General features: G+C 67.9%; 22 protein-coding genes, 1 tRNA gene and 1 riboswitch. Of the genes, 16 read left to right on the forward strand and 7 right to left on the reverse strand.

Annotation, left to right across the window (positions count from 1 at the left end):
* Positions 1-304: 304 nt before the first annotated feature.
* The 6 genes from ACFQ4G_RS18565 to ACFQ4G_RS18590 all read left to right on the forward strand — a co-directional run bounded on the left by ACFQ4G_RS18565 (position 305) and on the right by ACFQ4G_RS18590 (position 6,475).
* A tRNA-Val gene (locus ACFQ4G_RS18565) sits at positions 305-379 on the forward strand.
* A gap of 302 nt (positions 380-681) precedes the next feature.
* Positions 682-2,130: a DUF1800 domain-containing protein gene (locus ACFQ4G_RS18570; RefSeq protein ID WP_238208140.1), complete on the forward strand. Its 1,449-nt coding sequence runs from the start codon at positions 682-684 to the stop codon at positions 2,128-2,130.
* A gap of 23 nt (positions 2,131-2,153) precedes the next feature.
* Positions 2,154-3,389, forward strand: a complete 1,236-nt coding sequence (locus ACFQ4G_RS18575; RefSeq protein WP_238208142.1) for a DUF1501 domain-containing protein — start codon at positions 2,154-2,156, stop codon at positions 3,387-3,389.
* A 190-nt stretch (positions 3,390-3,579) separates the two neighbouring features.
* Positions 3,580-4,542, forward strand: a complete 963-nt coding sequence (locus tag ACFQ4G_RS18580; RefSeq protein ID WP_238208144.1) for a polysaccharide pyruvyl transferase family protein — start codon at positions 3,580-3,582, stop codon at positions 4,540-4,542.
* 180 nt (positions 4,543-4,722) lie between these two features.
* Complete coding sequence (locus ACFQ4G_RS18585) at positions 4,723-4,863, forward strand: hypothetical protein (RefSeq protein WP_238208146.1); 141 nt, start codon at positions 4,723-4,725, stop codon at positions 4,861-4,863.
* A 253-nt stretch (positions 4,864-5,116) separates the two neighbouring features.
* Positions 5,117-6,475 carry a glycosyltransferase family 61 protein gene (locus ACFQ4G_RS18590; RefSeq protein ID WP_238208148.1) on the forward strand — a complete coding sequence of 453 codons (1,359 nt, stop codon included), beginning with the start codon at positions 5,117-5,119 and terminating at the stop codon, positions 6,473-6,475.
* Between the two features lie 42 nt (positions 6,476-6,517).
* Here the strand turns inward: ACFQ4G_RS18590 and ACFQ4G_RS18595 are convergent, their stop codons facing one another.
* A complete protein-coding gene (locus tag ACFQ4G_RS18595) occupies positions 6,518-6,931 on the reverse strand; it encodes a DUF1036 domain-containing protein (RefSeq protein ID WP_379040811.1) in 414 nt (137 codons plus the stop codon).
* A gap of 88 nt (positions 6,932-7,019) precedes the next feature.
* The gene (locus ACFQ4G_RS18600) at positions 7,020-8,339 is read right to left on the reverse strand and encodes a glycerate kinase type-2 family protein (protein WP_238208151.1); all 1,320 of its coding nucleotides are present in this window, start codon (positions 8,337-8,339) and stop codon (positions 7,020-7,022) included.
* A 208-nt stretch (positions 8,340-8,547) separates the two neighbouring features.
* On the opposite strand from ACFQ4G_RS18600, the gene ACFQ4G_RS18605 reads away from it, so the two are divergent.
* On the forward strand, positions 8,548-9,294 hold the full coding sequence (locus tag ACFQ4G_RS18605; protein WP_238208153.1) for an N-formylglutamate amidohydrolase: 747 nt from the start codon (positions 8,548-8,550) through the stop codon (positions 9,292-9,294).
* Between the two features lie 83 nt (positions 9,295-9,377).
* Here the strand turns inward: ACFQ4G_RS18605 and ACFQ4G_RS18610 are convergent, their stop codons facing one another.
* Positions 9,378-9,650 (reverse strand): hypothetical protein, encoded by a 273-nt coding sequence (locus ACFQ4G_RS18610; protein ID WP_238208156.1) that lies wholly within the window; start codon positions 9,648-9,650, stop codon positions 9,378-9,380.
* Between the two features lie 366 nt (positions 9,651-10,016).
* Positions 10,017-10,820 (reverse strand): PilZ domain-containing protein, encoded by an 804-nt coding sequence (locus ACFQ4G_RS18615; RefSeq protein WP_379040804.1) that lies wholly within the window; start codon positions 10,818-10,820, stop codon positions 10,017-10,019.
* A 162-nt stretch (positions 10,821-10,982) separates the two neighbouring features.
* On the opposite strand from ACFQ4G_RS18615, the gene ACFQ4G_RS18620 reads away from it, so the two are divergent.
* From ACFQ4G_RS18620 to ACFQ4G_RS18640, 5 genes are all read left to right on the forward strand, one after another.
* Entirely contained in the window at positions 10,983-12,743 is a 1,761-nt protein-coding gene (locus ACFQ4G_RS18620) for a type I secretion system permease/ATPase (RefSeq protein ID WP_379040806.1), read from the forward strand.
* Entirely contained in the window at positions 12,743-14,104 is a 1,362-nt protein-coding gene (locus ACFQ4G_RS18625) for an HlyD family type I secretion periplasmic adaptor subunit (RefSeq protein WP_238208160.1), read from the forward strand. Before ACFQ4G_RS18620 ends, ACFQ4G_RS18625 begins: the two co-directional genes overlap by 1 nt.
* A gap of 250 nt (positions 14,105-14,354) precedes the next feature.
* Positions 14,355-14,480, forward strand: coding sequence for a type B 50S ribosomal protein L36 (gene ykgO, locus ACFQ4G_RS18630; RefSeq protein ID WP_003601867.1), 126 nt, complete (start codon positions 14,355-14,357; stop codon positions 14,478-14,480).
* 82 nt (positions 14,481-14,562) lie between these two features.
* Positions 14,563-15,237, forward strand: coding sequence for a tetratricopeptide repeat protein (locus ACFQ4G_RS18635; RefSeq protein WP_238208161.1), 675 nt, complete (start codon positions 14,563-14,565; stop codon positions 15,235-15,237).
* A 7-nt stretch (positions 15,238-15,244) separates the two neighbouring features.
* Positions 15,245-16,258, forward strand: coding sequence for an alpha/beta fold hydrolase (locus ACFQ4G_RS18640; RefSeq protein ID WP_238208163.1), 1,014 nt, complete (start codon positions 15,245-15,247; stop codon positions 16,256-16,258).
* A 72-nt stretch (positions 16,259-16,330) separates the two neighbouring features.
* Here ACFQ4G_RS18640 and pyk read toward each other — a convergent pair whose 3' ends face one another.
* Positions 16,331-17,767 carry a pyruvate kinase gene (pyk, locus tag ACFQ4G_RS18645; protein ID WP_238208165.1) on the reverse strand — a complete coding sequence of 479 codons (1,437 nt, stop codon included), beginning with the start codon at positions 17,765-17,767 and terminating at the stop codon, positions 16,331-16,333.
* A 546-nt stretch (positions 17,768-18,313) separates the two neighbouring features.
* Between pyk and ACFQ4G_RS18650 the strand changes: the two genes are divergently transcribed.
* The 3 genes from ACFQ4G_RS18650 (at position 18,314) to ACFQ4G_RS18660 (ending at position 20,014) form a co-directional block, all read left to right on the forward strand.
* The gene (locus ACFQ4G_RS18650; RefSeq protein WP_238208167.1) at positions 18,314-19,108 is read left to right on the forward strand and encodes an ABC transporter permease; all 795 of its coding nucleotides are present in this window, start codon (positions 18,314-18,316) and stop codon (positions 19,106-19,108) included.
* Positions 19,109-19,357: 249 nt separating this feature from the next.
* On the forward strand, positions 19,358-19,666 hold the full coding sequence (locus ACFQ4G_RS18655; RefSeq protein WP_238208169.1) for a DUF1244 domain-containing protein: 309 nt from the start codon (positions 19,358-19,360) through the stop codon (positions 19,664-19,666).
* Positions 19,667-19,747: 81 nt separating this feature from the next.
* Positions 19,748-20,014, forward strand: coding sequence for a DUF2312 domain-containing protein (locus ACFQ4G_RS18660; protein ID WP_018044356.1), 267 nt, complete (start codon positions 19,748-19,750; stop codon positions 20,012-20,014).
* Positions 20,015-20,066: 52 nt separating this feature from the next.
* Here ACFQ4G_RS18660 and ACFQ4G_RS18665 read toward each other — a convergent pair whose 3' ends face one another.
* Positions 20,067-21,407, reverse strand: a complete 1,341-nt coding sequence (locus ACFQ4G_RS18665) for a voltage-gated chloride channel family protein (RefSeq protein WP_238208171.1) — start codon at positions 21,405-21,407, stop codon at positions 20,067-20,069.
* A 24-nt stretch (positions 21,408-21,431) separates the two neighbouring features.
* A riboswitch (Fluoride riboswitch) is annotated at positions 21,432-21,503 on the reverse strand.
* A 462-nt stretch (positions 21,504-21,965) separates the two neighbouring features.
* Complete coding sequence (locus ACFQ4G_RS18670) at positions 21,966-22,136, reverse strand: hypothetical protein (protein WP_238208173.1); 171 nt, start codon at positions 22,134-22,136, stop codon at positions 21,966-21,968.
* A gap of 128 nt (positions 22,137-22,264) precedes the next feature.
* Here ACFQ4G_RS18670 and ACFQ4G_RS18675 point away from each other — a divergent pair, with 128 nt between their 5' ends.
* The gene (locus ACFQ4G_RS18675) at positions 22,265-22,483 is read left to right on the forward strand and encodes a hypothetical protein (protein WP_238208175.1); all 219 of its coding nucleotides are present in this window, start codon (positions 22,265-22,267) and stop codon (positions 22,481-22,483) included.
* The last annotated feature ends 398 nt before the right edge of the window (positions 22,484-22,881 follow it).

The following is a 22,881-nucleotide window of genomic DNA, read 5'->3' on the forward strand; positions in this document are numbered from 1 at the left end:
GACGCATTCATGAAGTCTCCATAGCCGCAATGACTGAAGATAGACCTCGCTATAATGGTGCATCGATCGCCGCCCGCCCGCCCGGACTCGCCGTCGGGCGTCGAATCCGTGTCGAAGGGTCGATTTCCTCCGCTTTTCGCCGCCAGGTCGCCGCCTTAGTCGCCGCGATGCAACATCGGGGCCTGCGAGCCGTCTGGGACTGCACGGCGCGCAACGAAACGGCGGTTCCGGCGAGAAGCCCCCTTGCGCCCCTTCCAGGCAAAAGCTATAGGCCGCTCCTCGCTGCAGCGGAGACGCTTCAGCCGGGCGCGTAGCTCAGCGGGAGAGCACTACCTTGACATGGTAGGGGTCACAGGTTCGATCCCTGTCGCGCCCACCATTCCCCCCTCGGAATGGCCGAGAAGACGTGGAATGGACGAGAAAGCAGGGCTCCCGAGAGGGGGCCCTTTTTCGTATGATGCCCGGCCGGATCGAAGGCCGGGCATCGGCACGGTCCGGCCCTCGACACCGCCTGAAACGAGATCGCCGCCGCGACGACGCTGCCCGCCACCGGCCGACGTCACGCCTGCGTGAGGTCGAGGCCGCGGTCACGAAACCGCCTCACACCTCATCCCTTGATGCAGCCGCTTTCATCCGGCGCCCGGCCCCCTCGGCCGGCGGCACCGGATGCCGGAGATGATGATGAGCCGCAATCTGGCATTCGCGAATGCGGTCGGTCGTTTCGGCCTGGGATGCGGCCCGGCCGATGCGGCCGCCCTCGCCGACCCGCGCCGCTACGTGCGCGCCCAGCTCGACCTGCCGACCCCCATGCCCGAGGAGGGCCTCAATTCCAGCACCAGCCAGTTGCAGGCGATGATGGCGAATCGTCAGGTCGCCCGTCAGCGCAGGCAGGCGATGGCCGAGGCGCGCCAGGCGGGCGCGAAGGACGGACAGGACGGCGGCATGGCGATGACGCCCCCCGCCGCGCCGTCGATGGATGACGGGATGATGGGCAAGTTGGGCAAGGGCGGCGACGCCAAGACCTCGGGAAGCCCCCTCACCAAGAACCCGGCCGAATTGATCTCGTGGCTCACCCTCGCGGTCTCGACGAAGGCACCCGTGCAGGAACGGCTGCTCCTGCATTGGAGCAACCATTTCACCGTCTCGACCGCCAAGGCGAAATCCGGCCTCACCGCCGGCTCGTTTCAGCGGGAGGCCATCCGCCCGTTCGTCCTCGGCCGGTTCGCCGACATGGCCAGGGCCGCGATCCTGCACCCATCGATGATCTTCTATCTCGACAACAATTCTTCGACCGGACCCGATTCCAGGGTGGGTCGCGTCAAGAAGTCGGGGCTCAACGAGAATCTCGGGCGCGAGGTGCTGGAACTCCACACCCTCGGGGTCGATGGCGGCTATAGCCAGGCCGACGTCACGGCGCTCGCCGCCGTCCTGACGGGCTGGACCGTCGATCTCAAGCCGGGCTCCGACACGTTCGGCCAGAGCATCTTCAGCGAACGCCAGCATCAGCCGGGGGCGAAGACGATCCTCGGCAAGCGCTATCCGGAGGCGGGCGCCGGCGAGATCGCCGCCGTGCTCGACGACCTCGTCCGCCATCCCTCCACCGCCCGCTACGTGACGCGCCGGATGGCGCGCGCCTTCGTCTCCGACAAGGTCTCCGAGGCACTCCAGAAGAGCCTCGCCAAGGTCTTCCTCGACAGCGGCGGCGATCTCAAGGCGGTGAGCGTCGCCCTCGCGGCGAGCGAAGAGGCCTGGACGGCCCAGCCGGTGAAGCTGCGCCCGCCGATCGAGTTCCTCGCCGCGACGGCGCGGATGATCGGCAAGGTTCCGCTCAAGCCCTCGCCGACGGCCGCTCTCCTCGCCATGGGGCAGCCCTTCCTGGCAGCGCCCTCGCCGAAGGGCTGGGCCGAGGAGGACGAGGCCTGGGTGACGTCCGACGGCATCAAGAGCCGGATCGACTGGGCCCAGCAATGCGCCACCCTCAATGCCGACGAGGCCGGGATCCGGGAGCTCATCGGCGATCGTCTCGGCAGCTTCTACTCCGACGAGACCCGCCGGGTGATCGGACGGGGCGAGAGCCCGCAACAGGCATTGGCGCTGCTGATGCTCAGCCCGGAATTCCAACGGCGATAGCCGCGCGAGAGGCGACAGCCACCATGCACCCTGACATGCACTCTCACCTGCCGACCCGGCGCAACCTGCTGCTGGGGGCCGGCGCGCTCTTCGCCTGGCCCTATGTCCCGAAGGTCTGGGCCGCGTCCGGCCGCGATCCGCGCTTCCTCGTGGTGGTCCTGCGCGGCGGCCTCGACGGCCTGTCGGCGGTGATGCCGGTGGGCGACCCGCAGTTCCAGAACGTGCGCTCCGATTTCAAGCTCTCGGCGACGCAGACGCCGTTCAAGCTCGATCCGCTGTTCTCGCTCAACCCGGCGATGCCGAACCTCGCGGATCTCTACGCCCGGCGCGAGGCGACGCTGTTCCATGCCATCGCCACCCCCTACCGGGCCCGCTCGCATTTCGACGCGCAGGAAGTGCTGGAGAACGGCATGACCCGCGCCGGGGCGGGTGTCGACACGGGCTGGCTCAACCGGGCGCTCTCCCTCGTCCCCAAGGCCAAGGGCATCGAGCTGCGTCCCACCAAGGCCCTCTCGGTGAGCGCCACGACGCCCCTCATCCTGCGCGGACCGGCCCAGGTGGAGACGTGGCAGCCCCAGACCCTGCCCTATGCCACGGCCGACACCCTGATGCGGCTCCAGGCCCTCTACGACGACCGCGACCAGGCCCTGGCCAACGCCTTGCGCGAGGGCGTGCAGGTCGACGATTTCATCGCGTCCGACCCCGGCATGGCGGCCATGGGCAAGCAGCCGCTGAAGGGCCCCAACAGCTTCGCCGCCGCGGCCCGCGGCGCCGCCTCCCTGATGGCCCCGGTGACGGGGCCGCGCATCGCCGTGATGAATTTCGACGGCTGGGACACCCACGCCTCGCAAGGCCCCTACGAGGGCCGCCTCGCCAAGAACCTCGCCTCCCTCGATGCCGGGATCGCGGCGATGAAGGAGGGGCTCGGCCCGTCCTGGGCTCAGACCTCGGTCCTGATCGTCACGGAATTCGGCCGCACCGTGCACGTGAACGGGTCGTCCGGCACGGATCACGGCACCGCCACCGTGGCCTTCCTCGTCGGCGGCGCCGTGGCGGGCGGCCGGGTCATCGCCGACTGGCCGAGCCTGAAGGAGACCGCCCTGTTCGAGGGCCGCGATCTGGCGCCGACGATGGATCTGCGCACCGTGATGAAGGGCCTGCTGATCGATCAGTTCGGCTTCGACGAGAAGGTCCTGTCCGACACGGTGTTTCCCGGCAGCGAGCGAGCGGCGGGCATGAAAGGTCTGCTGCGGGTCTGACACTCCGGTCGAAGGGCCTGCGACCTGCCGCCCTTCGATCCATCCACGTCTGGCTCCGGGGAGCTCGCCGCGGCATCCCGCTCGGGCGCGGATGGATCCCGGCACCTGCCGGAACCTGCCCTCGACACCGGCCTTTGCAGGCACGATAAGCTCCTCCATCGACTCGAAGAACCCCATGGGGAGACTAAGCGTGATTGAGAAGGAAAAGCTGGTATCCAAGTCGCTCTCAACGTTCGTCAAGAACGGCGACACGGCCGGCTTCCTGGAGCTCGAAGCGACCCTTCTCGCCGAGTCGGCCAAGGAATGGGCGCCGCTGATCAACTCCTATCGCGCGCTCCTCAAATTCGAGGAGATGGCAAGAGAGGCCGGCCTGGAAGAGCAGTATCGCCCGAAGATGTGGTGGATGCGCAGCCCCTATCCGGGCAATTTCGGCGACATCCTGACACCCTACGTGCTGTGGCATGCCTTCGGCGTGATGCCGCGCTGGGCTTCGAGCAACCAGGCCGAAGGTCTGTGCATCGGAAGCATCGCGAAATTCGCCAGGCCGGGCGTCCGGCTGTGGGGCACGGGGATGCCGCGCCCCAGCGATCCGCTCTGCCCGACTGCCATCTATGCCGCCGTTCGCGGCCCGCTCTCGCGCGACGCGGTCCTGGCGGCGGGCGGGGAATGCCCCGAAATCTACGGCGACCCCGCGGTGCTCCTGCCCGAGCTCTTCACGCCAGAGACGACCAAGACGCACAAGGTCGGCATCATCGCTCACGTGCTGCAGGAGGCGGAGGTCCGCGCGGCGGTCGACAAACTCGACGCCAAGCATATCAAGGTCATTTCCCTGCTCGCCGCGTCCTTCGAAGACATCGAACGCGTCATTGCAGATATCGTGAGCTGCGAGGAGATTGTCACGACATCGTTACACGGTTTGATCGTGTCTCATGCCTATGGTATCCCGGCGCAATACATGAATCTTAACGGGGAAACCAACTCGTTCAAGATGCAGGATTACAAGATGTCGGTAGGCCTTTCGGACGCTGCCCTACGAGGAATGCGCGAGTTCACGGATCTGAAGTGGCTCGACGCCCGCCAATGCGTGCTGCCGCCCTCGCGGATCGATACGGCGGCGCTTCGTTCGGCATTTCCCTTCCCCACCAGACTCTGATCACCCGAGCGGATGGGTCGCGGTTCTGCCGGGACGGTCTCGGCGTCGAAGGACACCGAGGATCGACGCCGGTCGGATCCGGACTCCGTGGCAGACCAGCGCGTGTCAAGCAATCGTGACTCGGAAGGGGCGGAAGGGAAGTCCTCTTCGGTCCCGAGAGACGCTAGAGGATACAGTCCGATGTCGGAGCCTTCGACACTGAAACGATCCGAGAAAGCCGAGGCGAAGCGCGTCGCCCGCATCGAGGCCCGCAAATCCGAGCGCAAGCAGGCGCGCATCGCGACTCGCAAGAAGATCAGATCGGAAGCGCAGGAAGGCTGACGGCGCAGTGTCCATTCCACGCGAGCGAGGCCGAGGCATCGTGTTTTCTCCCAAGAGCAAATCGGCAGAGGCGGAGGCGGGATCGTCGTCCGGACGGGAATCCGCGCCTGTGGCCTGTCAGGAACCCGCGCCTGCCGCAGCGAAGGAACCATCGCTGGCCGCCGAGGCGAGAAAAGTCCTCACCGCCTGTCGTGAACACGCGGCAGCGCAGGAATGGTCGGACGTCATCCGGAAGACCCAGGACCGGGCGCTGTTGAAGCGCCAACCGCTGCTGCTCATGCAACGCACCTACGCGGCTTTGCTGGCGAAGGACGAGGCGGTGATCAAGGAGGCCGTGGAATGCCTGTTGGAGGCGGATACTCCGGTCAACGTGAAACTGTCGGCGGTCAAGGAACTCGCCGTCTATCATCACCCGGCGGACGCGGCATCGATCCTTCTCGACGACCCCACCGTCCGCTCCGATCCGCGCTACCTGTCGGCGTCCAAACAGGTCTTTGCGAGACTGAAGGATCCAGCGCTTCGCGCGCGGCTCAAGGCCGCCGTCAGCGACGTTCTCAAGGGTGGCGACCGGATCAATCCGGAGAAGGCCTCCTTCGATTTCGCCACGCAACCTCCCAATGAAGTCTGGGGGACCGTCGACCTCCTGGCGTCTCCGAAGACCTCACCCCATCACGCCGAGATGCTGAACGGCGATGCCGCCAAGTTTCGCGCTTCGATGGAGGCGAGCAAGCAACCCCGCCTTCTCGAATATCGCAATGTCTTCACCGATCCGTCGGGCCAGATCTGGAACGAGGACGGACAGGTCATCCTCTCCTTCGGCGAGAAGATCTCGACCCTGAACCGATCGGACGTGAAGACGATTCCGATCGGCTTCGCGGCGAACCGGCGCAGCAAGGGCATCTATCACTGGCTGATCGATTATCTCGCTCGTTTCGGCTGGATCGCCGAGAGCGGAATCCTGCAGGATCGGGATTTCAGGATCCTGATCAATGGTGAGGCTCCGAAGTTCGAGCAGGCCTCGCTGGATCTCCTCGGTCTCGGGGAAGCGACCGCCCCCCTCACCGAAACCGTCTTCGTCGAACGACTGCTGGTCGCGAGCGTGTCCTTCCGGGGAATGGTCGGTTGGCGGCATCTCGACTCGGTGTTCACGACGCTCGGGGAACGGGCGACGAGCATGGCGGCCGAGCACGGCCTGGCGCTGCCGGACAAAGTCTACATCACGCGCCGGGACGCCGATCGTCGGGTCATGACCAACGAGGCCGAGATCGAAGCGCTCGCTCGCGTGCGCGGCTTCGACATCTACGAGTTCTCGGCCATTCCGCTTTGGCACCAGATCGCGCTCATGCGGAATGCCGCGACGATCATGGCTCCCCATGGCGCCGGCCTGTCCCATATCATCTTCTCGCCGCCCGGCACGAAGATCATCGAGCTATTGCCGATCAAGGACGGGTCCTACCTGCTGCGCTTCAACTATGCGCGCCTGTCGATCATCAAAGGTCACGACTACAGGGCTTGGGTGGAGGAGCAATATCCTCTGGTGAATTCCTGGACCGTCGACATCCCCAATTTCAAAGTCTTTCTCGACGACGCCCTGGGTGTCTCCCGGTCCTGATCCCGAGCTATGCGGCCGTAACGACCGGTATCGCGTCCGCCCTCACGGCCCCGTTCCCGGCGGCTGGTTCGGGTCGGTGAGCTGGATCGTCCAGCTCTTCTGCTCGCCGGTATCGACCTCGTAGAAGCCGTTGCGGTCGTAGCCGCGCGCGAGGCAATCCTCGACGCCGCGGATCGTGAATTCGGCATCCCGGGTGCACATCAGCGAGCGGCCGTTCCACTCGCCGCCGCGGGTGTAGTCTACCGCGAACACGTAATAGAACCGCGCCGCCAGGGCGCCGCGCAGCAGGGTCTCGCACCCTTTGGGCGCCACGTCCCACCATCCCTCCGTCACCCAGCCCTGGGTATCGCGATATCCGAGGGCGATCCCGACCTTGCTGCCGGTCTGGTTGCACATGCGCAGGTCGGCGCGGGCCGGGGCAGCGCTCAGGAAGAGGGCCGCGAAGGCACCGGCCAGGGCCCATCTCCCGCCGCGGAGGGGAAAGAAGGCGGCCTTTCCGGCGATGGCGCTCCCCTCTCCCGTGAAGGGGAGAGGGGCGTGGGGCTTAACCGACAAGGATGATCCGGCAATCGTTGACATTGGTGCGCGTGGGACCCGGCTGGACGAGGTCGCCGATCGTGGCGAAGAACTTCGTCGAATCATTGTCCGCGAGCATGGCAGCGGGATCGAGGCCGGCGGCGCGGGCGCGCTCCAGCGTCGTCGGATCGACGAGACCGCCGGCCGGGTCGGTGGCCTCGCCGCGACCGCCATCGGTGCCGTCGGTATCGGCGGCGATGCCGAGGATTCCCGGCTCGCCGTCGAGGCCGATGGCGAGGGCGAGGGCGTATTCCTGGTTCGGGCCGCCATGGCCCTCGCCGACGATGGTCACGGTGAGCTCGCCGCCGGAGACGATCGCCGCCTTGCGGCCGGCCGCCTTCATCTCCTTGGCGAGAGCGGCGTGTTCCGCCGCGACCTCGCGGGCCTCGCCCTCGACGTCGGGGCCGAGCATCACGATCTCGTAGCCGGCGCGCTTGGCCGCCTCCGCCGCCGCGTCGAGCGCGTCGATCGGCCGTGCGATGATGCGGTATTCCGCGCGGGCGAAGGACGGGTCGCCGGCCTTCGGCGTCTCGTTGGCCGGATCGTTCAGGAGGGCCTTGGCGGTCTCCGGCAGGGGGATGCCGCGGCGCTCGCAGATGGCGCGGGCATCGGCAAGGGTCGAGGGATCGGGCACGGTGGGGCCCGAAGCGATCACCGCCGGGTCGTCATGCGGCACGTCGGAAATGGCCAGCGTCAGGATCGAGCGGGCGTTGCGGGCCATCATGGCGAGGCGGCCGCCCTTGATCCGGGAGAGGTGCTTGCGCACCGCGTTGATCTCGTTGATCGGCGCACCGGAGCGCAGCAGCGCCTTGGTGATCGCCTGCTTCTCCGTGAGGGTGAGGTCGCCGGCCGGCGCGATCCAGTTGGCCGAACCGCCGCCCGACAGCAGCACCAAGACGTCGTCCTCCGGGCCGGCATCGGCCGCGATCTTCAGGGCGTCGATGGTGGCGTCGATCCCGGCCTGGTCCGGCACCGGATGGCCGGCCTCGACCATGCGGATCATCGGGGCTTCCTCGCCGTAGCCGTGGCGGGCCACCGCCAGGCCGACGATGCGGCTCTCGTCGACGCCGTGCTGCTCCCGGTAGAACCGGCTCGCCACCGCGGCCATGCTGCCGCCGGCCTTGCCGGCACCGAGGATGATCAGCCGGCCGTTTCCGGGGGCGGGCAGGTGCGGCACCAGGCAGCGGGACGGATGCGCGGCGGCGATCGCCTCGTCGAGGAAGCCGAGGAGCAGGCCGCGGGCGGCATCGTGAGACGAGGGGGAGGGGGCGGGTGAAGGCGCGGTCATGGCGTGTCCGTGTCTCATCAAGGTCCGATCGCGCGGGCCGGATTGCTTGTCCGCCGGATTGTTGCCGTGGCGGCGCGATCGCCTATACGTGCTGTGCCCGAGCCCTGCCGCCTCGGCAAGCGTGCGATTGCGCGACAGGCGGCGTGTTTCCTGCCCGAAGACGGGAGATCACCCTCCCGATCCGGCCCCGAAGGACCGTGTCCGCCTCATGCTGCCGCCGCATCCCGTCGAGACGATCCCCGGCGATCCCACATCCGGACTCCTCCTCATCTGCGAGCACGCCTCGAATCACGTGCCCGAGGATCTCGCCCAACTCGGCGTCCCGGAGCAGGAATTCGCACGCCATATCGCCTACGATATCGGCGCCGCCGCCGTGACCCGGCGCCTGGCCGCGCATCTCGGCGCGCCGGCGATCCTCACGCGGTTCTCGCGCCTGGTCATCGATCCCAACCGGGGACGCGAGGACCCGACCCTGGTGATGCGGCTGTCGGACGGGGCCGTGGTGCCGGGCAATGCCCGCATCGACGAGGCCGGCAAGGAGGAGCGGATCCGGCGCTTCTACGCGCCGTTCGACGAGGCCGTGGACGCGGCCGTGGCGCGGGCGATGGCGGCGGGCGTGCCGCCCTCCATCGTCACCATGCACAGCTTCACCGCATCCTGGCGCGGTTATATGCGGCCCTGGCACGTGGGCATCCTGTGGGACCGGGACGACCGCATGAGCGCGCCGCTCATCGCCGGCCTTCGCGCCGACCCGGCCGGGCTGACGGTGGGCGACAACGAACCCTATGGCGGCGGCCTGCCGGGCGACACGATCGACCGCCACGCCATCGCCCGCGACCTTCCCAACGCCCTGGTGGAGATCCGGCAGGATCTCATCGCCCTGGAGCCGGGCCAGATCGAGTGGGCGGCGCGCTTCGCCAAGCTGCTGCGCCCGCTGATGGCCAAAGCCGCCTGATTCCGGGAAGCGCTTCCACGAGGCAGACATGAAAACGGCGGGGCTTTCGCCCCGCCGTTTTCATGTGACCGCTTTACAAGTGTCTAGCGGGGGCCGCCGGAGGTGCGGCCGTACTGCCAGACCGGGAAGCTGTTCTGCTCGGCGTTGCCTTCCCGGGCGGAATCGACGCTGCGGCGGCTGACGACGGATCCGGTGGTCAGATCGTCATCGGCGACGACCCGACGGCCGGCATTGCCGGGAGCCGCATAAGCCGAGATGCCGGCCGGCGCATTGTAGCTCTGCGCAAGAGCAGGCGAAGCAACGGCACCGACAGACAAGACGACAGCGGCAACGGCGGAAGCAAGACGGGCATTCATAACGGAGTCCTCGAAGTTTACGCGGTATCCGTCGAAAGGCGGCAGACCGTGAGTTCTTGTGTAAGACCGATATGGGCCCGCTCTTGGCGGGTCGCAGTGCGGTTTGACACCTGCGCATCGGGGACTTGGTCGATTCGATCCGGCGGCGTTTGCGCGTTCGAGATCGCCCATCCGTCTGGCGGCTGAAGCAGCCCGGCTCGACCCGACCATCACGATGTCGAGAGATGCCCCCGACGGGGTCCCGGCGGACGGCCGCCACTGCGCGTTCAGGCCTCGATGAGTCACCCTCCGTCGAGGCCTCGTATCACCGTCGCCTTCTGCCTCTCGGGAGCCGAGCTGTCCGAGACATTCCGGGAAGCGGCGGTCTCATAACGTCGACAAGCCCCGCCTGCGTGAGCGTATGCCGATCCCACCCGGTTCCGCAGGTGGCGGCGCCGCATCGACGGGACGCGGCGCGGGCGGCGGCGCCTGCTTGACGGACCCCACCGCCTTGGCGGGCGGTGGCGGAACCTTGCCGACGCGCTCGATCCTCACGCCCACATAGTCGCCCCGCCTCCAGGCGAGCTTGACCATGCAGACGAAGTCCCGGCCGATGATCCGGAGCAGGAACGTATCCGGCAAGACATGGTAGGCGGGGACGCCGATCTTGGCGCCGGATTTGGAGACGTCCTTCACGGTGCAGGGGATGTCTTCGCCGTTTGGAATCCGGATCGTGGCAATCCAGTTGGTCGAATTCCTTTCCTCGCGCCGCAAGATCGGTTCGGAGGATTCGTGTGTATCCTGGTCCGCCTGCACTCGACACGCTCCGGAGCTCGAACACTCTCGACGAGGATATAATCCCAGACCGTTTACAGACACATACCTGATGTCCGATTGGCGGCGAGCCCATACCTCGGCGCAAGGATCGGCCGTGCCGGAAACGGCGGGCGAGGATCGAGGGCCAGAACCGCTGGGGAGGACCGCTGGCGATTGTCGGCGATTGCGGCTTAGGAGCGGCGAAACCGGCGTAAGGCCGGCGGGGCGGATGGGGGCATCGGGCCGAGCCGGATGTGCCCCGGTTCTCGTGCATCCCCATCGCGCACCCGACATGCGGGCGATCCCGCCACCCCTGTCCGCCGGCCGGACACGGCCTCCCGATAGGCCGTGGCCATTTCGGTGTATCGCTCCCATCGGACACAAGCGGCGACAATCCCGCGGAAACGTATGTTTTCGAGTTCGCGAACGCACGCTTAGCTCGTAAGAGATTCAGATGAGGGTCGCGGTTCCGAACCGGAGACGCCAGACTTTCAACGAACTAGACTTGACGATCGAGAGTGCAGGGTGGGGGCGGCAGTGGCGAAGGGGCGAAATTCGGCCGAGATCGTTTCGGCCCTGGCAAGCTGCCGGACGGCGTTCATCGGGGTCGCGGTGATGAGCGGGCTCGTCAACGTGCTCTACCTCACCGGCTCGTTCTTCATGCTCGAAGTCTATGACCGGGTCATCCCGAGCCGCAGCGTGCCGACCCTGGTCGGCCTCGTGATCCTGGCTCTCGTCCTCTACGTCTTCCAGGGCGTGCTGGAGACGATCCGCTCGCGCATCCTGGCCCGCGTCGGCGCGGCCCTGGACGAGGCGCTGAGCGCGCGGGTCTTCGACATCGTGGTGCGCGCGCCGCTGAAGGGTGCGGCCCCGGGTGACGGCCTGCTGCCCCTGCGCGACCTCGACCAGCTGCGCGCCTTCCTCGGCGGCACCGGCCCCTCGGCCTTCTTCGACCTGCCCTGGATGCCGATCTACGTCTTCATCTGCTTCCTGTTCCACCCGCTCATCGGCGCGGCGGCCCTCGTCGGCGCGGCGGTCCTCGCGGTCCTCGCCCTCACCACGGACCGCTCGACCCGGATGCCGTCCCAGACCGCCACGGCCCACGGCATGCGCCGCAACGGCCTCGCCGAGGCCGGGCGCCGCAACGCCGAGGTCCTGGCCGCCATGGGCATGCAGGGGCGCTTCGCCGATCGCTGGGGCGGCGCCAACCGCGACTACATGCAGTCGCAGATGACGGCCTCCGACGTGGCCGGCGGCTTCGGCGCCGGCTCGAAGGTCTTCCGCATGGCGCTGCAATCGGGCGTCCTGGCGCTGGGCGCCTGGCTCGTCATCAACAACCTCGCCTCGGCCGGCGTCATCATCGCCTCGTCGATCCTCGTCGCCCGCGCCCTGGCGCCGGCCGAGCTCGCCATCGCCAACTGGAAAGGCTTCGTCCAGGCGCGCCAGAGCTGGGCGCGGCTCTCCGAGCTGTTCGCGCGCATGCCCGCCGTGGAGCAGCCGCACGCGCTGCCCGCCCCGTCCCAGTCCCTGGTCGCCGAGAATGTCAGCCTGGCGCCGCCCGGCACCCAGCGCATCGTCGTCCAGGATGTCAGCCTCTCGCTCCAGCGGGGGCAGGGGCTCGGGATCATCGGCCCGAGCGCGTCGGGCAAGTCGAGCCTGGTGCGCGCCATCGTCGGCGTCTGGCCGCCCCTGCGCGGCAAGGTCCGGATCGACGGCGCGGCCATCGACCAATGGTCGAGCGCCGATCTCGGCCCGCATATCGGCTTCCTGCCCCAGGAGGTGGAGCTGTTCGCCGGCACGATCGCCGAGAACATCGCGCGGTTCGATCCCGATGTGCAGTCGGGCACCGTCATCGCGGCGGCCAGGGCCGCGGGCATCCACGACCTCGTCCTGCGGCTGGCGGAAGGCTACGACACCCGGATCGGGGAGGGCGGCGCGGGCCTGTCGGCGGGCCAGCGCCAGCGCGTCGGCCTGGCGCGGGCGCTCTACGGCGACCCCTTCCTCGTGGTGCTCGACGAACCGAATTCCAATCTCGACGGCGAGGGCGAGAACGCCCTGACCCAGGCCATCGTCGGCGTTCGCCAGCGCGGAGGCATCTGCATCGTCGTGGCCCATCGCCCGAGCGCGCTGGCCGCCGTCGACATGATCCTGATGATGGCCGACGGGCGCGCCCAGGCCTTCGGACCCAAGGACGAGGTGCTCAAGCGGGTGCTCAGGCCGACGCCGGGCCCCAACGCCGAGCCCATCACGGCGCCGAGGACCGGTTCCGGCGTCGCCACCCTGCAGGAGAGCGCGTGATGGCCATCGCCTTGTCGCCCACCGGCCTGTCGCCCACCGGCCTCGCCGCCCCCACCCAGCCACGGGCGACCGCCCGGGGCTCGATCCGCCGCCACCTCGCGGCGGCCATCGGCATCGGCGCCCTCCTCGTCGTCGGGGTCGGCGGCTGGGCGACCTTCACGATGATCTCCGGGGCGGTGATCGCGCCCGGCCAGCTCATGGTCGAATCCGACGTGAAGAAGGTCCAGCACCCCACCGGCGGCGTCGTCGGAGAGCTGCGGGTGCGGGAGGGCGCGCGGGTCAAGGCCGGCGACATCCTGATCCGCCTCGACGAGACCCAGACCCGCGCCAATCTCGACATCATCCTCAAGGCCCTCGACGAGTTCGCCGCCCGCCGCGCCCGCGACGAGGCCGAGCGCGACGGCGCCTCGGAGATCGCTTTCCCGCCCGACCTCCTCGCACGCAAGGACAAGGACCCGTCCGTCGCCCATCTGGTGGACAGCGAGACCCGCCTGTTCCAGGCCCGCGTCGCCGGCCGCAACGGCCAGAAGGCGCAGCTGCGCGAGCGCGTCTCCCAGCTCGGCGAGGAGATCAAGGGGCTCACCGAACAGGCCGCGGCCAAGGAGCGCGAGACGGCGCTGATCGGGACCGAGCTGAAGGGCGTGCGCGAGCTCTACGCCAAGAACCTCGTGCCGCTCTCGCGGGTCACCGCCCTCGAACGCGACGGCGCGCGGCTGCAGGGCGAGCGCGGCCAGCTCGTTGCCTCCACCGCATCGGCCAAGGGCAAGATCACCGAGATCGAGCTGCAGATCTTCCAGATCGACCAGGACATGCGGACCGAGACCGGCAAGGAGCTCGCCGAGATCCGCGGTCGCTGGTCGGAATATGTCGAGAAGCGCATCGCCGCCGAGGACCAGCTCAAGCGGATCGACATGCGCGCGCCCCAGGACGGCACGGTCCACCAGCTGACCGTGCACACGATCGGCGGCCTCGTCGTGCCCAGCGAGCCGGCGATGCTCATCGTTCCCGAGGCCGACAAGCTGATCGTCGAGGTGAGGATCCAGCCGCAGGACATCGACAACGTGCGGCTGAACCAGCGCGCCGTCCTGCGCTTCCCGGCCTTCAACCAGCGGGTGACGCCGGAGATCGACGGCATCGTCAGCCGCGTCTCGGCCGACGTGTCCCAGGACCCGAAGACCGGCATGAGCTATTACACCGCCCGCATCCGCCTGCCGGAGGATCAGGTGGCGCGGCTCGGAGCCGTCCAGCTCCAGCCCGGCATGCCCGTGGAGGCCTATATGCAGCTCGGCGACCGCTCCGTCCTGTCCTACCTGACGAAGCCCCTCACGGACCAGATCGCCAAGGCCTGGCGCGAGCGCTGAGGCGCGAACCAACGCCGGGGCGCCGAAGATCGGTGACGCGACGCCCCGGATCGTACCCCGGGGGCCACGTCCGGGAAATCCGTTCCCGCCGCATGTCGGTTGCGCCTTGCCTTCGGGCGCTCAAGCCTGATATGGCAACCGCCTTTCCGCGATGCGTGCACTGCCATCGCCGAGGACGCCTTTCCGAGGTGCCTCGTCCCCGAGACCCTATGGACAGGCGGCGGGCTAGACCCCGGCCGACGTGAGAACGATGAAGATTCGCAACTCCCTCAAGTCCCTGCGCGGCCGTCACCGGGACAACCAGCTCGTGCGCCGCAAGGGCCGCGTCTACGTCATCAACAAGACGCAGAAGCGCTTCAAGGCCCGCCAGGGCTGAGGCCTGCCGCCGCCCCGGAATGGGGCGCCCGCGTCAAGCCTGCCTGTTGACGGCGGCGTGAAGGGCGAGGAAGCTCGCCCTCATGACGCTTTCGCGACCGTTCGACACGTTCCTCAACGTTGCGCTCCTGGGCGCGGCGCTTCTGGCGTTTTCCGCCTCCGCCGCCGAGGCGCTGCCTCCGGCGGGCCGGGGCGGGGACGCGCACCAGGGCCGAGAAGCGAATCAGAACGGGGAGAGCGGCAAGGAGGCCCCCAAGGACGCCCCGAAGAAGGCGCAGGCGCCGAGCCTCGACGATCTCTATGCAAGGCTGAAGGCCTCGGAGGACGATACCGAGGCCAAGGGGATCTCCCGCCTGATCGAGCAACGCCTCGGCCGCTCAGGCAGCGCCACCGCCGATCTCCTCACCGAGCGCGCCCGTCAGGCGATGTCGAGCCGCGACTTCCCCCTCGCCGTCGAGTTGATGGACCGCGCCACCCAGCTCGAACCGCAATGGGCGGAGGGGTGGAACCGGCGGGCGACGGTGTTCTGGCTGCTCACCGACCAGACCAACGCCGTCGCCGACCTGCAGCGCACCCTGGTGCTGGAGCCGCGCCATTACGAGGCGTGGGCGGCTTTGGGCCGGATCTACCTGTCCATGGACGACAAGCGCCGGGCCCTCGACGCCTTCCGCCGCGCCGCCTCGATCTATCCGCGGATGGAGAAGCTCCAGGGAGCCATCGACAAGCTCGCACCCGATATCGAAGGCCGGGATCTGTAGACCGGACATGATCCTTCTCCACTGGCTCGGCCTGATCGCGGCCGCGATCGCCGGGCTGATCGTGTCCGTGCTCGCGGCCGGCGCCCTCGTCACCCTCATCGTCACCGCACGGGTCGCCGCGCGGTTTCCGCCGCAGGGCCCCTTCGTCGAGGTGGCGGGCGGCCGGCTCGCCACCATCGAAGCCGGCCCGAACGTGTCCGACAAGGGAACCGTCGTGCTCCTGCACGGGGCCTCGGCCAATGCGGCCGATCCGATGGAAGGCGTCGGCCGACGGCTCGCCGGGAACGGCTTTCGCGTGATCGCCTTCGACAGGCCGGGATTCGGCTGGAGCGACCGCCTCGGCGGCCGCGAAATGGCAAGTCCGGCCGCGCAGGGACATGCCATCGCCCAGGCGCTGGAGCGCCTGAATACGGGGCCCGTCATCCTGCTCGGTCATTCCTGGTCGGGGACGCTCGCCAGCGCCATCGCCCTCGATCATCCCAAGCTGGTCTCGGGCCTGGTTCTGGTGGCGCCGGTGGCGATGCCGTTTTCCGCCAGGGACGGGCTGCCCTGGTATTACCGACTGGCCCTGAAGCCGCCGATGGCCTGGCTCCTCGGCCACACCGTCGCGACGCCGCTCGGCCTCTACTACCTTCGGCCCGCGGCACGGGCCGTCTTCCGGCCGCAGGATCTGCCCGACGATTATCTCGAACGGAGCCGCTCGGCCCTGGTGCTGCGGCCCGACACCATGCTCGCCAATCTCTACGACCTCATCGGCCTGCCCGCCGCCGTGGCGGCCCAGGCCCCGCGCTACGGGTCGATCGCGATGCCGACGGTGATCGTCGCCGGCGATGCGGATGCCGCCGTGCCGGCCGACCGACAGGCGGAGCCCCTCGCCAAGGTCATTCCGGACGCCCGGCTCGTCCTCCTGCCCGGCATCGGCCACATGGTGCCCTACGTGGCCACCGAGGCGCTCGTGGACGAAGTCGAGGGCCTCGCCGACAGGATCGCGGCGCCGGGCCGCGAACCCGTCGCGCGCTGAAGCGCAGACCTCTCGATCAGGGCTTGGCGCTCAGGCCTTGGCGCTCAGGCCTTAGCGCTCGGGCCTTGGCGATCAGGCCTTGGCGGCGTGATCGCGGGTGATGAAGGCGATGCGCACCAGGTTGGTGGCGCCCGGCGTCCCGAACGGCACGCCGGCCACCACGATGATGCGGTCGCCGATCTCGGCGAAACGCTCGCGCACCGCGAACTTGGCCGCGCGGAACGCCATGTCGTCGACGTCGCTGGCATCGTTGGTGACGATCGGATGCGTGCCCCAGCACAGGGCCAGCCGCCGGGCGGTCTCGCGCCGCGGGGTGAGGGCGATGATCGTGGCGTTGGGCCGCGAGCGGGCGAGCCGCAGGGCCGTCGATCCCGAATGGGTCCAGGCCATGATGGCGGTCAGGCCCAGCGCGTCGACCATCTGGTGGGCGGCCGCCGCGATGGCATCCGATGCGGTCGCGTCGGGCTCCGAGCGCTGCGCGGTGAGGATGGTCCAGTAGAGGGCGTCCCGCTCCACCTGCTCGGCGATGCGGCTCATCATCGAGATGGCCTCGATCGGGAAGGCGCCGGACGCGCTCTCGGCCGAGAGCATCACCGCGTCGGCGCCCTCGTAGACGGCGGTCGCCACGTCCGAGACCTCGGCGCGCGTGGGCACCGGCGCCGTGATCATCGATTCGAGCATCTGCGTCGCGACGACGACGGGCTTGCCCAGGCGCCGGGCGCTGCGGGTGATCCGCTTCTGCACGCCGGGCACGTGCTCCAGCGGCATCTCCACGCCCAGATCGCCACGCGCGACCATGATCCCGTCGGAAATCTCGATGATCTCGTCGAGGCGGGTGAGCGCCTGCGGCTTCTCGATCTTGGCCATGACCAGGGCGCGGCCGGCGGCGACCTTCTTCACCTCGGCCACGTCCTCGGGGCGCTGGACGAAGGAGACGGCGATCCAGTCGGCGCCGGCATTCAGACCGGCTTCGAGGTCGCCGCGATCCTTCTCGGTCATCGCCGCCACCGGGATCACGGTGTCGGGCAGGGAGACGCCCTTGCGGTTCGAGATCCTGCCGCCGATGACGACCGTCGTCACCGCACGGCCTTCCGAGACCTCGGTCACGGTCAGCCGCAGCTTGCCGTCGTCGATGATGACCACGTGGCCGGGCTCGAGCGCGGAGAGGATCTCGGGATGGGGCAGGTAGACCCGGTTCACGTCGCCCGGCGTCGGGTCCGAATCCAGGACGAAGGACGCGCCGTTCTCGAGTATGGCGCTGCCCTCGGCGAAGGCGGCGACGCGCAGCTTGGGGCCCTGCAGATCGACCAGGACCGCGATGGGCCGGCGCAGTTCACGCTCGATCGTGCGGATCACCTCGATCTTCTCGGGCAGCTTCTCGCGCGGAAGATGGCTCATGTTGAGCCGGAAGACGTCCGCACCGGCGCGGAAGAGCTTCTCGATCATCTCCGGCGTATCGGATGCGGGACCGAGGGTGGCGATGATCTTCGTGCGGCGCGAGCGTTTCACTCCGGCCTCCAGCAATCTTGAGGACACCTGCCGGATTCGAAGGTCCGGTTATCGGCGAGGCGCCACAAGCACCCACACGGCCGTCCCGTCAAGTTTTTGTCGGCTGTCCGCCAGTCCATTCGGACGCGAAGGACCGGCGGATGCGAAGGACCGCGCGCCATATCCGCCGGAGCGGGCAGGGTGGGGAAGGGGACTTCCTTCGTCCCGCCGAGATTCAGCGTTGACGAGACCCGCGATGGTCCTGCCTATGGCCGGGACGGAATCACCGCGCCGGTCGCGCCAGGTCGGCCCGCCGGCATCATAAAAAAGTCGGAAAGCAGCATAAGGTGATGGCCCACCCTCGTCTGTCAATCAACCGACAATAGAGCGTCCGCAATCCAGGCGTCGTCGTCCCATGAACGATTGTCGAACAATGCCGCATCGACTTCAATGTGGAATATATTTCATGTCGCTATTTCATGAATCGGTGACGCAAGAGAACCAGTTCATGTCCAATATTGCAAGACACAGCGGCATCATCCGCGATCAGGCAGGCGCCCGATGAGTATGGCCGAATCCTCCATCGCGCTTCCGACGCGGTCGATCTCCAGGGGCAGGCCTTGGGGAACCATCATCCTGGCCCTCGTGATCCGGGATTTCGGCGCCCGTTTCCGCAAGCAACATCCGGCGATGGCGCTGCTGACCTTCTTCGAGCCCCTGATCCTCGTGGTGCTCATGGGATCGTTGCGGATCTATATCTACGGCAAGGTCCCCCTCTTCGGAACGTCCGTCTTCCTGTTCATGGGGGCAGGTATCTTTCCCTTCTATGCCTTCAAGAACGGCTCCAACGGAGTCAGGGCCCCAAAAGGCCGCAGGATGGAGTATTACTTCGTAAAACCGTTCGATTACATCGTCGCACATTTCCTGATCAAGCAAATTCAGATTCTCATTCTGATGGCGATCTTCTTCGGCGGGCTGTGGCTGTCCGGCGTGAACGAGGCTATTCCCTATGCGCCGGGCTATTGCGTTGCGGGTTTTGTTCTGTTGAGCCTGCTGGCCTTCGGCATCGGTCTGGGAAATGCCGCCATCCGGTCGTATTTCGAAGGCTGGTCGACGTTCTACCGGCTGATCAGTCGCCCGATGATGATGTTCAGCGGTGCGTTCAAGACCGTCGATCTCATTCCCGAACCCGCTCACTCGATCTTCACTTGGAATCCCATTTCCCACGGGATCGAGCTGTTTCGCCTCGGGATCTATCCCAATTATCCTGTCGCCAGCATGGACGTGACCTACCTTCTCAAGTGGGTGGTGGGCTCGTTGCTGGTCGGTACCCTGATGTTTTATAATAGAGCGAAGGACTAGGCCGGGGTGACAGGGCCTCGACGGTACCGCTGACACCTCCGAACGGGGCGAAGCCGCTTCCGCTTCGCGGCGCCGGGCCCGCCCGAATCTTCTGGTGATCCGCGTCCCTCGTGCAGGTCTCCACGCCTCCGGGCCGTTCCCGTGGTCTGCACCCGTCGCGTTGCCGCCCATCGAACCCCGCGCTTGACGGGGCGGTCTCCGGCAGCAACCTGTCACGCCGACGCGCGAGACAGAACCTCGAGGACAGCCATGACGACGATCGACCCCGCGACCCGGACCGAGCTGGAAGCCGCCGTGTTCCGCCGCCTCGTGGCGCATCTCCAGACGCGCAGCGACGTGCAGAACATCGACCTGATGAACATGGCGGGCTTCTGCCGCAACTGCCTGTCGAACTGGCTGAAGGACGCCGCCGACGCGCGCGGCCTCGACCTCGGCAAGGAGGAGAGCCGCGAGCACGTCTACGGAATGCCCTACGAGGAATGGAAGCGGCGGAACCAGGCCGAGGCGACGCCGGAGCAACAGGCGGCCTTCTCGAAGGCGGCAGCCGAGCCGCACTAAGCTTCCGGTAAGCGTAATCGCTTAACCAGCCCCTCCGGCGCGTCCCCGACGATGCGCGTAAGATCAGGAATTGAGACGCTCATGGCCGCTTCCGCCGCACCCGCCGTCGATGCCTCCTCGGTTGCCGCCGACCAGCTCAAGAGCTTCATCGAGCGCATCGAGCGCCTGGAGGAGGAGAAGGCCGGCCTCGCCGGCGACATCAAGGACGTCTACGCCGAGGCCAAGGGCACCGGCTTCGACGTGAAGGCCCTGCGCAAGATCATCTCCCTGCGCAAGAAGGACCATGCCGAGCGCCAGGAGGAAGAGGCCATCCTGGAACTCTACATGCAGGCCCTCGGCATGGTGTAGAGCCACCTCGCGCCGCGAGCGGGGGGCGGGCCGGCACCGCGCGCCTTCCGCCTCAGCGCCGCGTCCGTGCCTCCCGCAGGGTCGAGCCCGGCTCGATGGCCCCGCCCTTCGGGACGGCGATGCGCTGCGACAGGTAGATGCCGTGATGGCCCGAACAGGCATAGGCGGCAAAGCACGCGATCGCCATGGCGACGCCATGGGTCGCCCCGAACAGCTCGATCCCCATCAGCGTGCAGGCGAGCGGCGTGTTGGCCGCGCCGGCGAAGACGGCCACGAAACCGAGCGCCGCCATCAGGTCGAGGGGCGCCCCCATCAAGCCGCCCAGCGCATTGCCGAGGGCCGCGCCGATGAAGAACAGCGGCGTGACCTCGCCGCCCTTGAAGCCGGAGGCCAGGGTGACGACGGTGAAGAGGATCTTCCAGGCCCAGGACCAGGGATGGACCTCCGGCCCGAAGAAGCTCGCGATGCTCAAGGACCCCGCATCCGGCGCGGTGACGCCGAGACCGAGATAGTCGCGGGTACCCAGCGCGTAGACGAGGCCGATCACCGCGAATCCACCGACGACGGGACGCAGGGGACCGTAGGGGATCAGGCGCTTGAGCCACCCGCCGAGAAGGTGGTTCGCTTCCGCGAAGACGAGGGCGGCCAGCCCGAAGGCGATGCCGGCGAGGGCGGCCTTGGCCAGCAGGACCGGATCGAGGGCGATGGGCCCCGTCGCCTCCGCCAGGTAGGCGATGCGGAAGAGCGAGTGGTGGATGCCCCAGGCCTGGCAGGCCCAGTCGCCCACCACCGCCGCCAGCAGGCAGGGGATCAGCGCGGCATATTCCACCCGGCCGATCGCCAGCACTTCGAGGGCGAAGACGGCCCCGGCGATGGGGGTGCCGAACACCGCCCCGAACCCCGCCGCCACGCCCGCCATCAGCACGATGCGGGTGCCCGCCGGATCGAGCCCGGCCTTCCGGCCGATCGCGCTGGCGAGGCTGCCGCCGAGCTGCACCGCCGTGCCCTCGCGGCCGGCCGATCCCCCGAACAGATGGGTCACCACGGTGCCGAGGAAGATCAGCGGCGCCATGCGCAGGGGCACGCCCCCGCCGGGCTCGTGGATCTGGTCGACGATGAGGTTGTTGCCGCCCTCCACGCTGCGCCCGAGGCGGTGATAGAGCCATCCGATGGAGAACCCGCCGAAGGGCAGCAGGAACAGCAGCCAGGGATGCGCGAACCGGGCATTCGTCGCGACGTCGAGGCTCCAGAGGAAGGCGGCGCAGAGCGAGCCCACCAGGGCCGCCATCGGCACCAGGATCACGGCCCAGCGGACGAACGCGACGGCAAGAGCCACGCGGATCGCCACGGCCTTGCGCCATCCGGCGATCAGGGTTCGGAGGGAGGCAGGCATGGTTCCACCGTCTTGCTGCGTGGCAAAAGGGTAGGAATCATCAGCCCTTATGGCGGTTCGGCTCGGCGCCCGGCAGAATCCATTGCCGTGCCGCCTTCCTGTCGCGAGGCGGCGCCCGCGTCAAGTCGGCAGGCAGACGGGAAGTGTCTCGGGTTGAAATTCGACCCCGAGCGGTTGAACCTCGCGTTCCCGTTCCGATCTCTCGCACGAGCCCCCCGGCTGGCTTATGGTTGGTGCCAAGCGGAAGAAGCGCATGACACAATTTACAGCCGCTTCTCATGCCGAAGTCGATCATCCCATCAGACCACCTCATCCTGAGGTGCCCTTTGCATGAGCAAAGGGCCTCGAAGGAGCCCTCCAGTCGTCGCGCGATCCCTGGAGGCCTCCTTCGAGGCCGCTATGCGGCACCTCAGGATGAGGTAAAGCCTTGGAAAAACAACTCGAACAGGCGCCGAGAGACTACCCCGGCCCGAACCCCGGTGGCGCCATGGGACGGCTCCGAGCGTGTCATCCGCCCTGGCCGAAGGCGAATCATCCGGCCAGGGCGCGTCATGAGGCTCACGCGATCAGGAAGTCCGCGGCCGTGAGCGACACCTTGGCGTGGTTGTCGATGACGGCGAACGGTATCGCCTTGGCGGCGGTGCCGCTGCCATCCGCATCGTAGGACAGCACACCGGTATCGTGGTCGTAGAGGATGCGGTCGTTCGGATCGATCTTCGCGCCGGCCACCGGGCGAACGCCTCGGTGGACATCGTTTCCGCATTGTCCCGATAAAGATCGTCGCCCTTCTGGACGTACAAATCGAACTGAAGCCTGGCGACCCGCGCGGACGTGGAAATATCGAGATTGATCGTCGAATGGATGTCGTCCTGGACACTCTTGATCTCTTCGAGGACCTGCCGCCCCTGCGCGACGATCTGGTTCAGCTTTGCATCCATTTCTCTCAAGAGATCCAGGTTCGGATCGTCATGCGAGCCCCGAAAATATCCAGCAACTCATCGGGAATATCGACGCCGGGAATCAACCCGATCAAGTTGAGAGCGGTCCCCGTGGCGGCAAGCCCGATGCCGTCATGAAGAAGTGCGGCAGGCCCGCCTCGACCGTCATGTCGCCTGCACCCAACAGGCCAAAACATCCGTCATCGGAGCCGTTCGTCGCGGGACGTCAGGCGTGCCGCCCTCGGCAGGGCAAGCCGGTTCCGGCGGCCTGAACGACGAGGTCGGGTCGGGCGCGGAACCAGGGCCTGGGTTCCATACGGTAGGGTTAGATCATCGGAAACCCCGGCCGGTCCGATGCCGGGCCCCATGGAGAGGGTGCCGGGCGGCCGGGTTTCGCCTCAGCGCCCCGCCACCGCGCGGGTCGAGGAGCCGGTGAAGCGTGCGGCGGTGAGATCGTCGCCGGGGCTGCGCGCCGAGAAGCGGCTGCGCACGCCGCTCTCCGCCTGGGCGACGAGGCCGGCGGGGGCGGCCTCGCT

Origin of the sequence: Methylobacterium marchantiae (genome assembly GCF_042679825.1) — a bacterium.
Classification (GTDB): domain Bacteria; phylum Pseudomonadota; class Alphaproteobacteria; order Rhizobiales; family Beijerinckiaceae; genus Methylobacterium; species Methylobacterium marchantiae.

Bases quoted from the DNA above. Each gene is read 5' to 3' on its own strand.
- ACFQ4G_RS18575 (WP_238208142.1), top strand. From the start codon at position 2,154: ATGCACCCTGACATGCACTCTCACCTGCCGACCCGGCGCAACCTGCTG.
- ACFQ4G_RS18655 (WP_238208169.1), top strand. From the start codon at position 19,358: ATGACGACGATCGACCCCGCGACCCGGACCGAGCTGGAAGCCGCCGTG.
- ykgO (WP_003601867.1), top strand. From the start codon at position 14,355: ATGAAGATTCGCAACTCCCTCAAGTCCCTGCGCGGCCGTCACCGGGAC.
- ACFQ4G_RS18675 (WP_238208175.1), top strand. From the start codon at position 22,265: ATGGATGTCGTCCTGGACACTCTTGATCTCTTCGAGGACCTGCCGCCC.
- ACFQ4G_RS18615 (WP_379040804.1), bottom strand. From the start codon at position 10,820: ATGGGAGCGATACACCGAAATGGCCACGGCCTATCGGGAGGCCGTGTC.
- ACFQ4G_RS18625 (WP_238208160.1), top strand. From the start codon at position 12,743: ATGGCCATCGCCTTGTCGCCCACCGGCCTGTCGCCCACCGGCCTCGCC.
- ACFQ4G_RS18665 (WP_238208171.1), bottom strand. From the start codon at position 21,407: ATGCCTGCCTCCCTCCGAACCCTGATCGCCGGATGGCGCAAGGCCGTG.
- ACFQ4G_RS18585 (WP_238208146.1), top strand. From the start codon at position 4,723: ATGTCGGAGCCTTCGACACTGAAACGATCCGAGAAAGCCGAGGCGAAG.
- ACFQ4G_RS18640 (WP_238208163.1), top strand. From the start codon at position 15,245: ATGATCCTTCTCCACTGGCTCGGCCTGATCGCGGCCGCGATCGCCGGG.
- ACFQ4G_RS18650 (WP_238208167.1), top strand. From the start codon at position 18,314: ATGGCCGAATCCTCCATCGCGCTTCCGACGCGGTCGATCTCCAGGGGC.
- ACFQ4G_RS18610 (WP_238208156.1), bottom strand. From the start codon at position 9,650: ATGAATGCCCGTCTTGCTTCCGCCGTTGCCGCTGTCGTCTTGTCTGTC.
- ACFQ4G_RS18635 (WP_238208161.1), top strand. From the start codon at position 14,563: ATGACGCTTTCGCGACCGTTCGACACGTTCCTCAACGTTGCGCTCCTG.
- ACFQ4G_RS18660 (WP_018044356.1), top strand. From the start codon at position 19,748: ATGGCCGCTTCCGCCGCACCCGCCGTCGATGCCTCCTCGGTTGCCGCC.
- ACFQ4G_RS18605 (WP_238208153.1), top strand. From the start codon at position 8,548: ATGCTGCCGCCGCATCCCGTCGAGACGATCCCCGGCGATCCCACATCC.
- ACFQ4G_RS18570 (WP_238208140.1), top strand. From the start codon at position 682: ATGAGCCGCAATCTGGCATTCGCGAATGCGGTCGGTCGTTTCGGCCTG.
- ACFQ4G_RS18600 (WP_238208151.1), bottom strand. From the start codon at position 8,339: ATGACCGCGCCTTCACCCGCCCCCTCCCCCTCGTCTCACGATGCCGCC.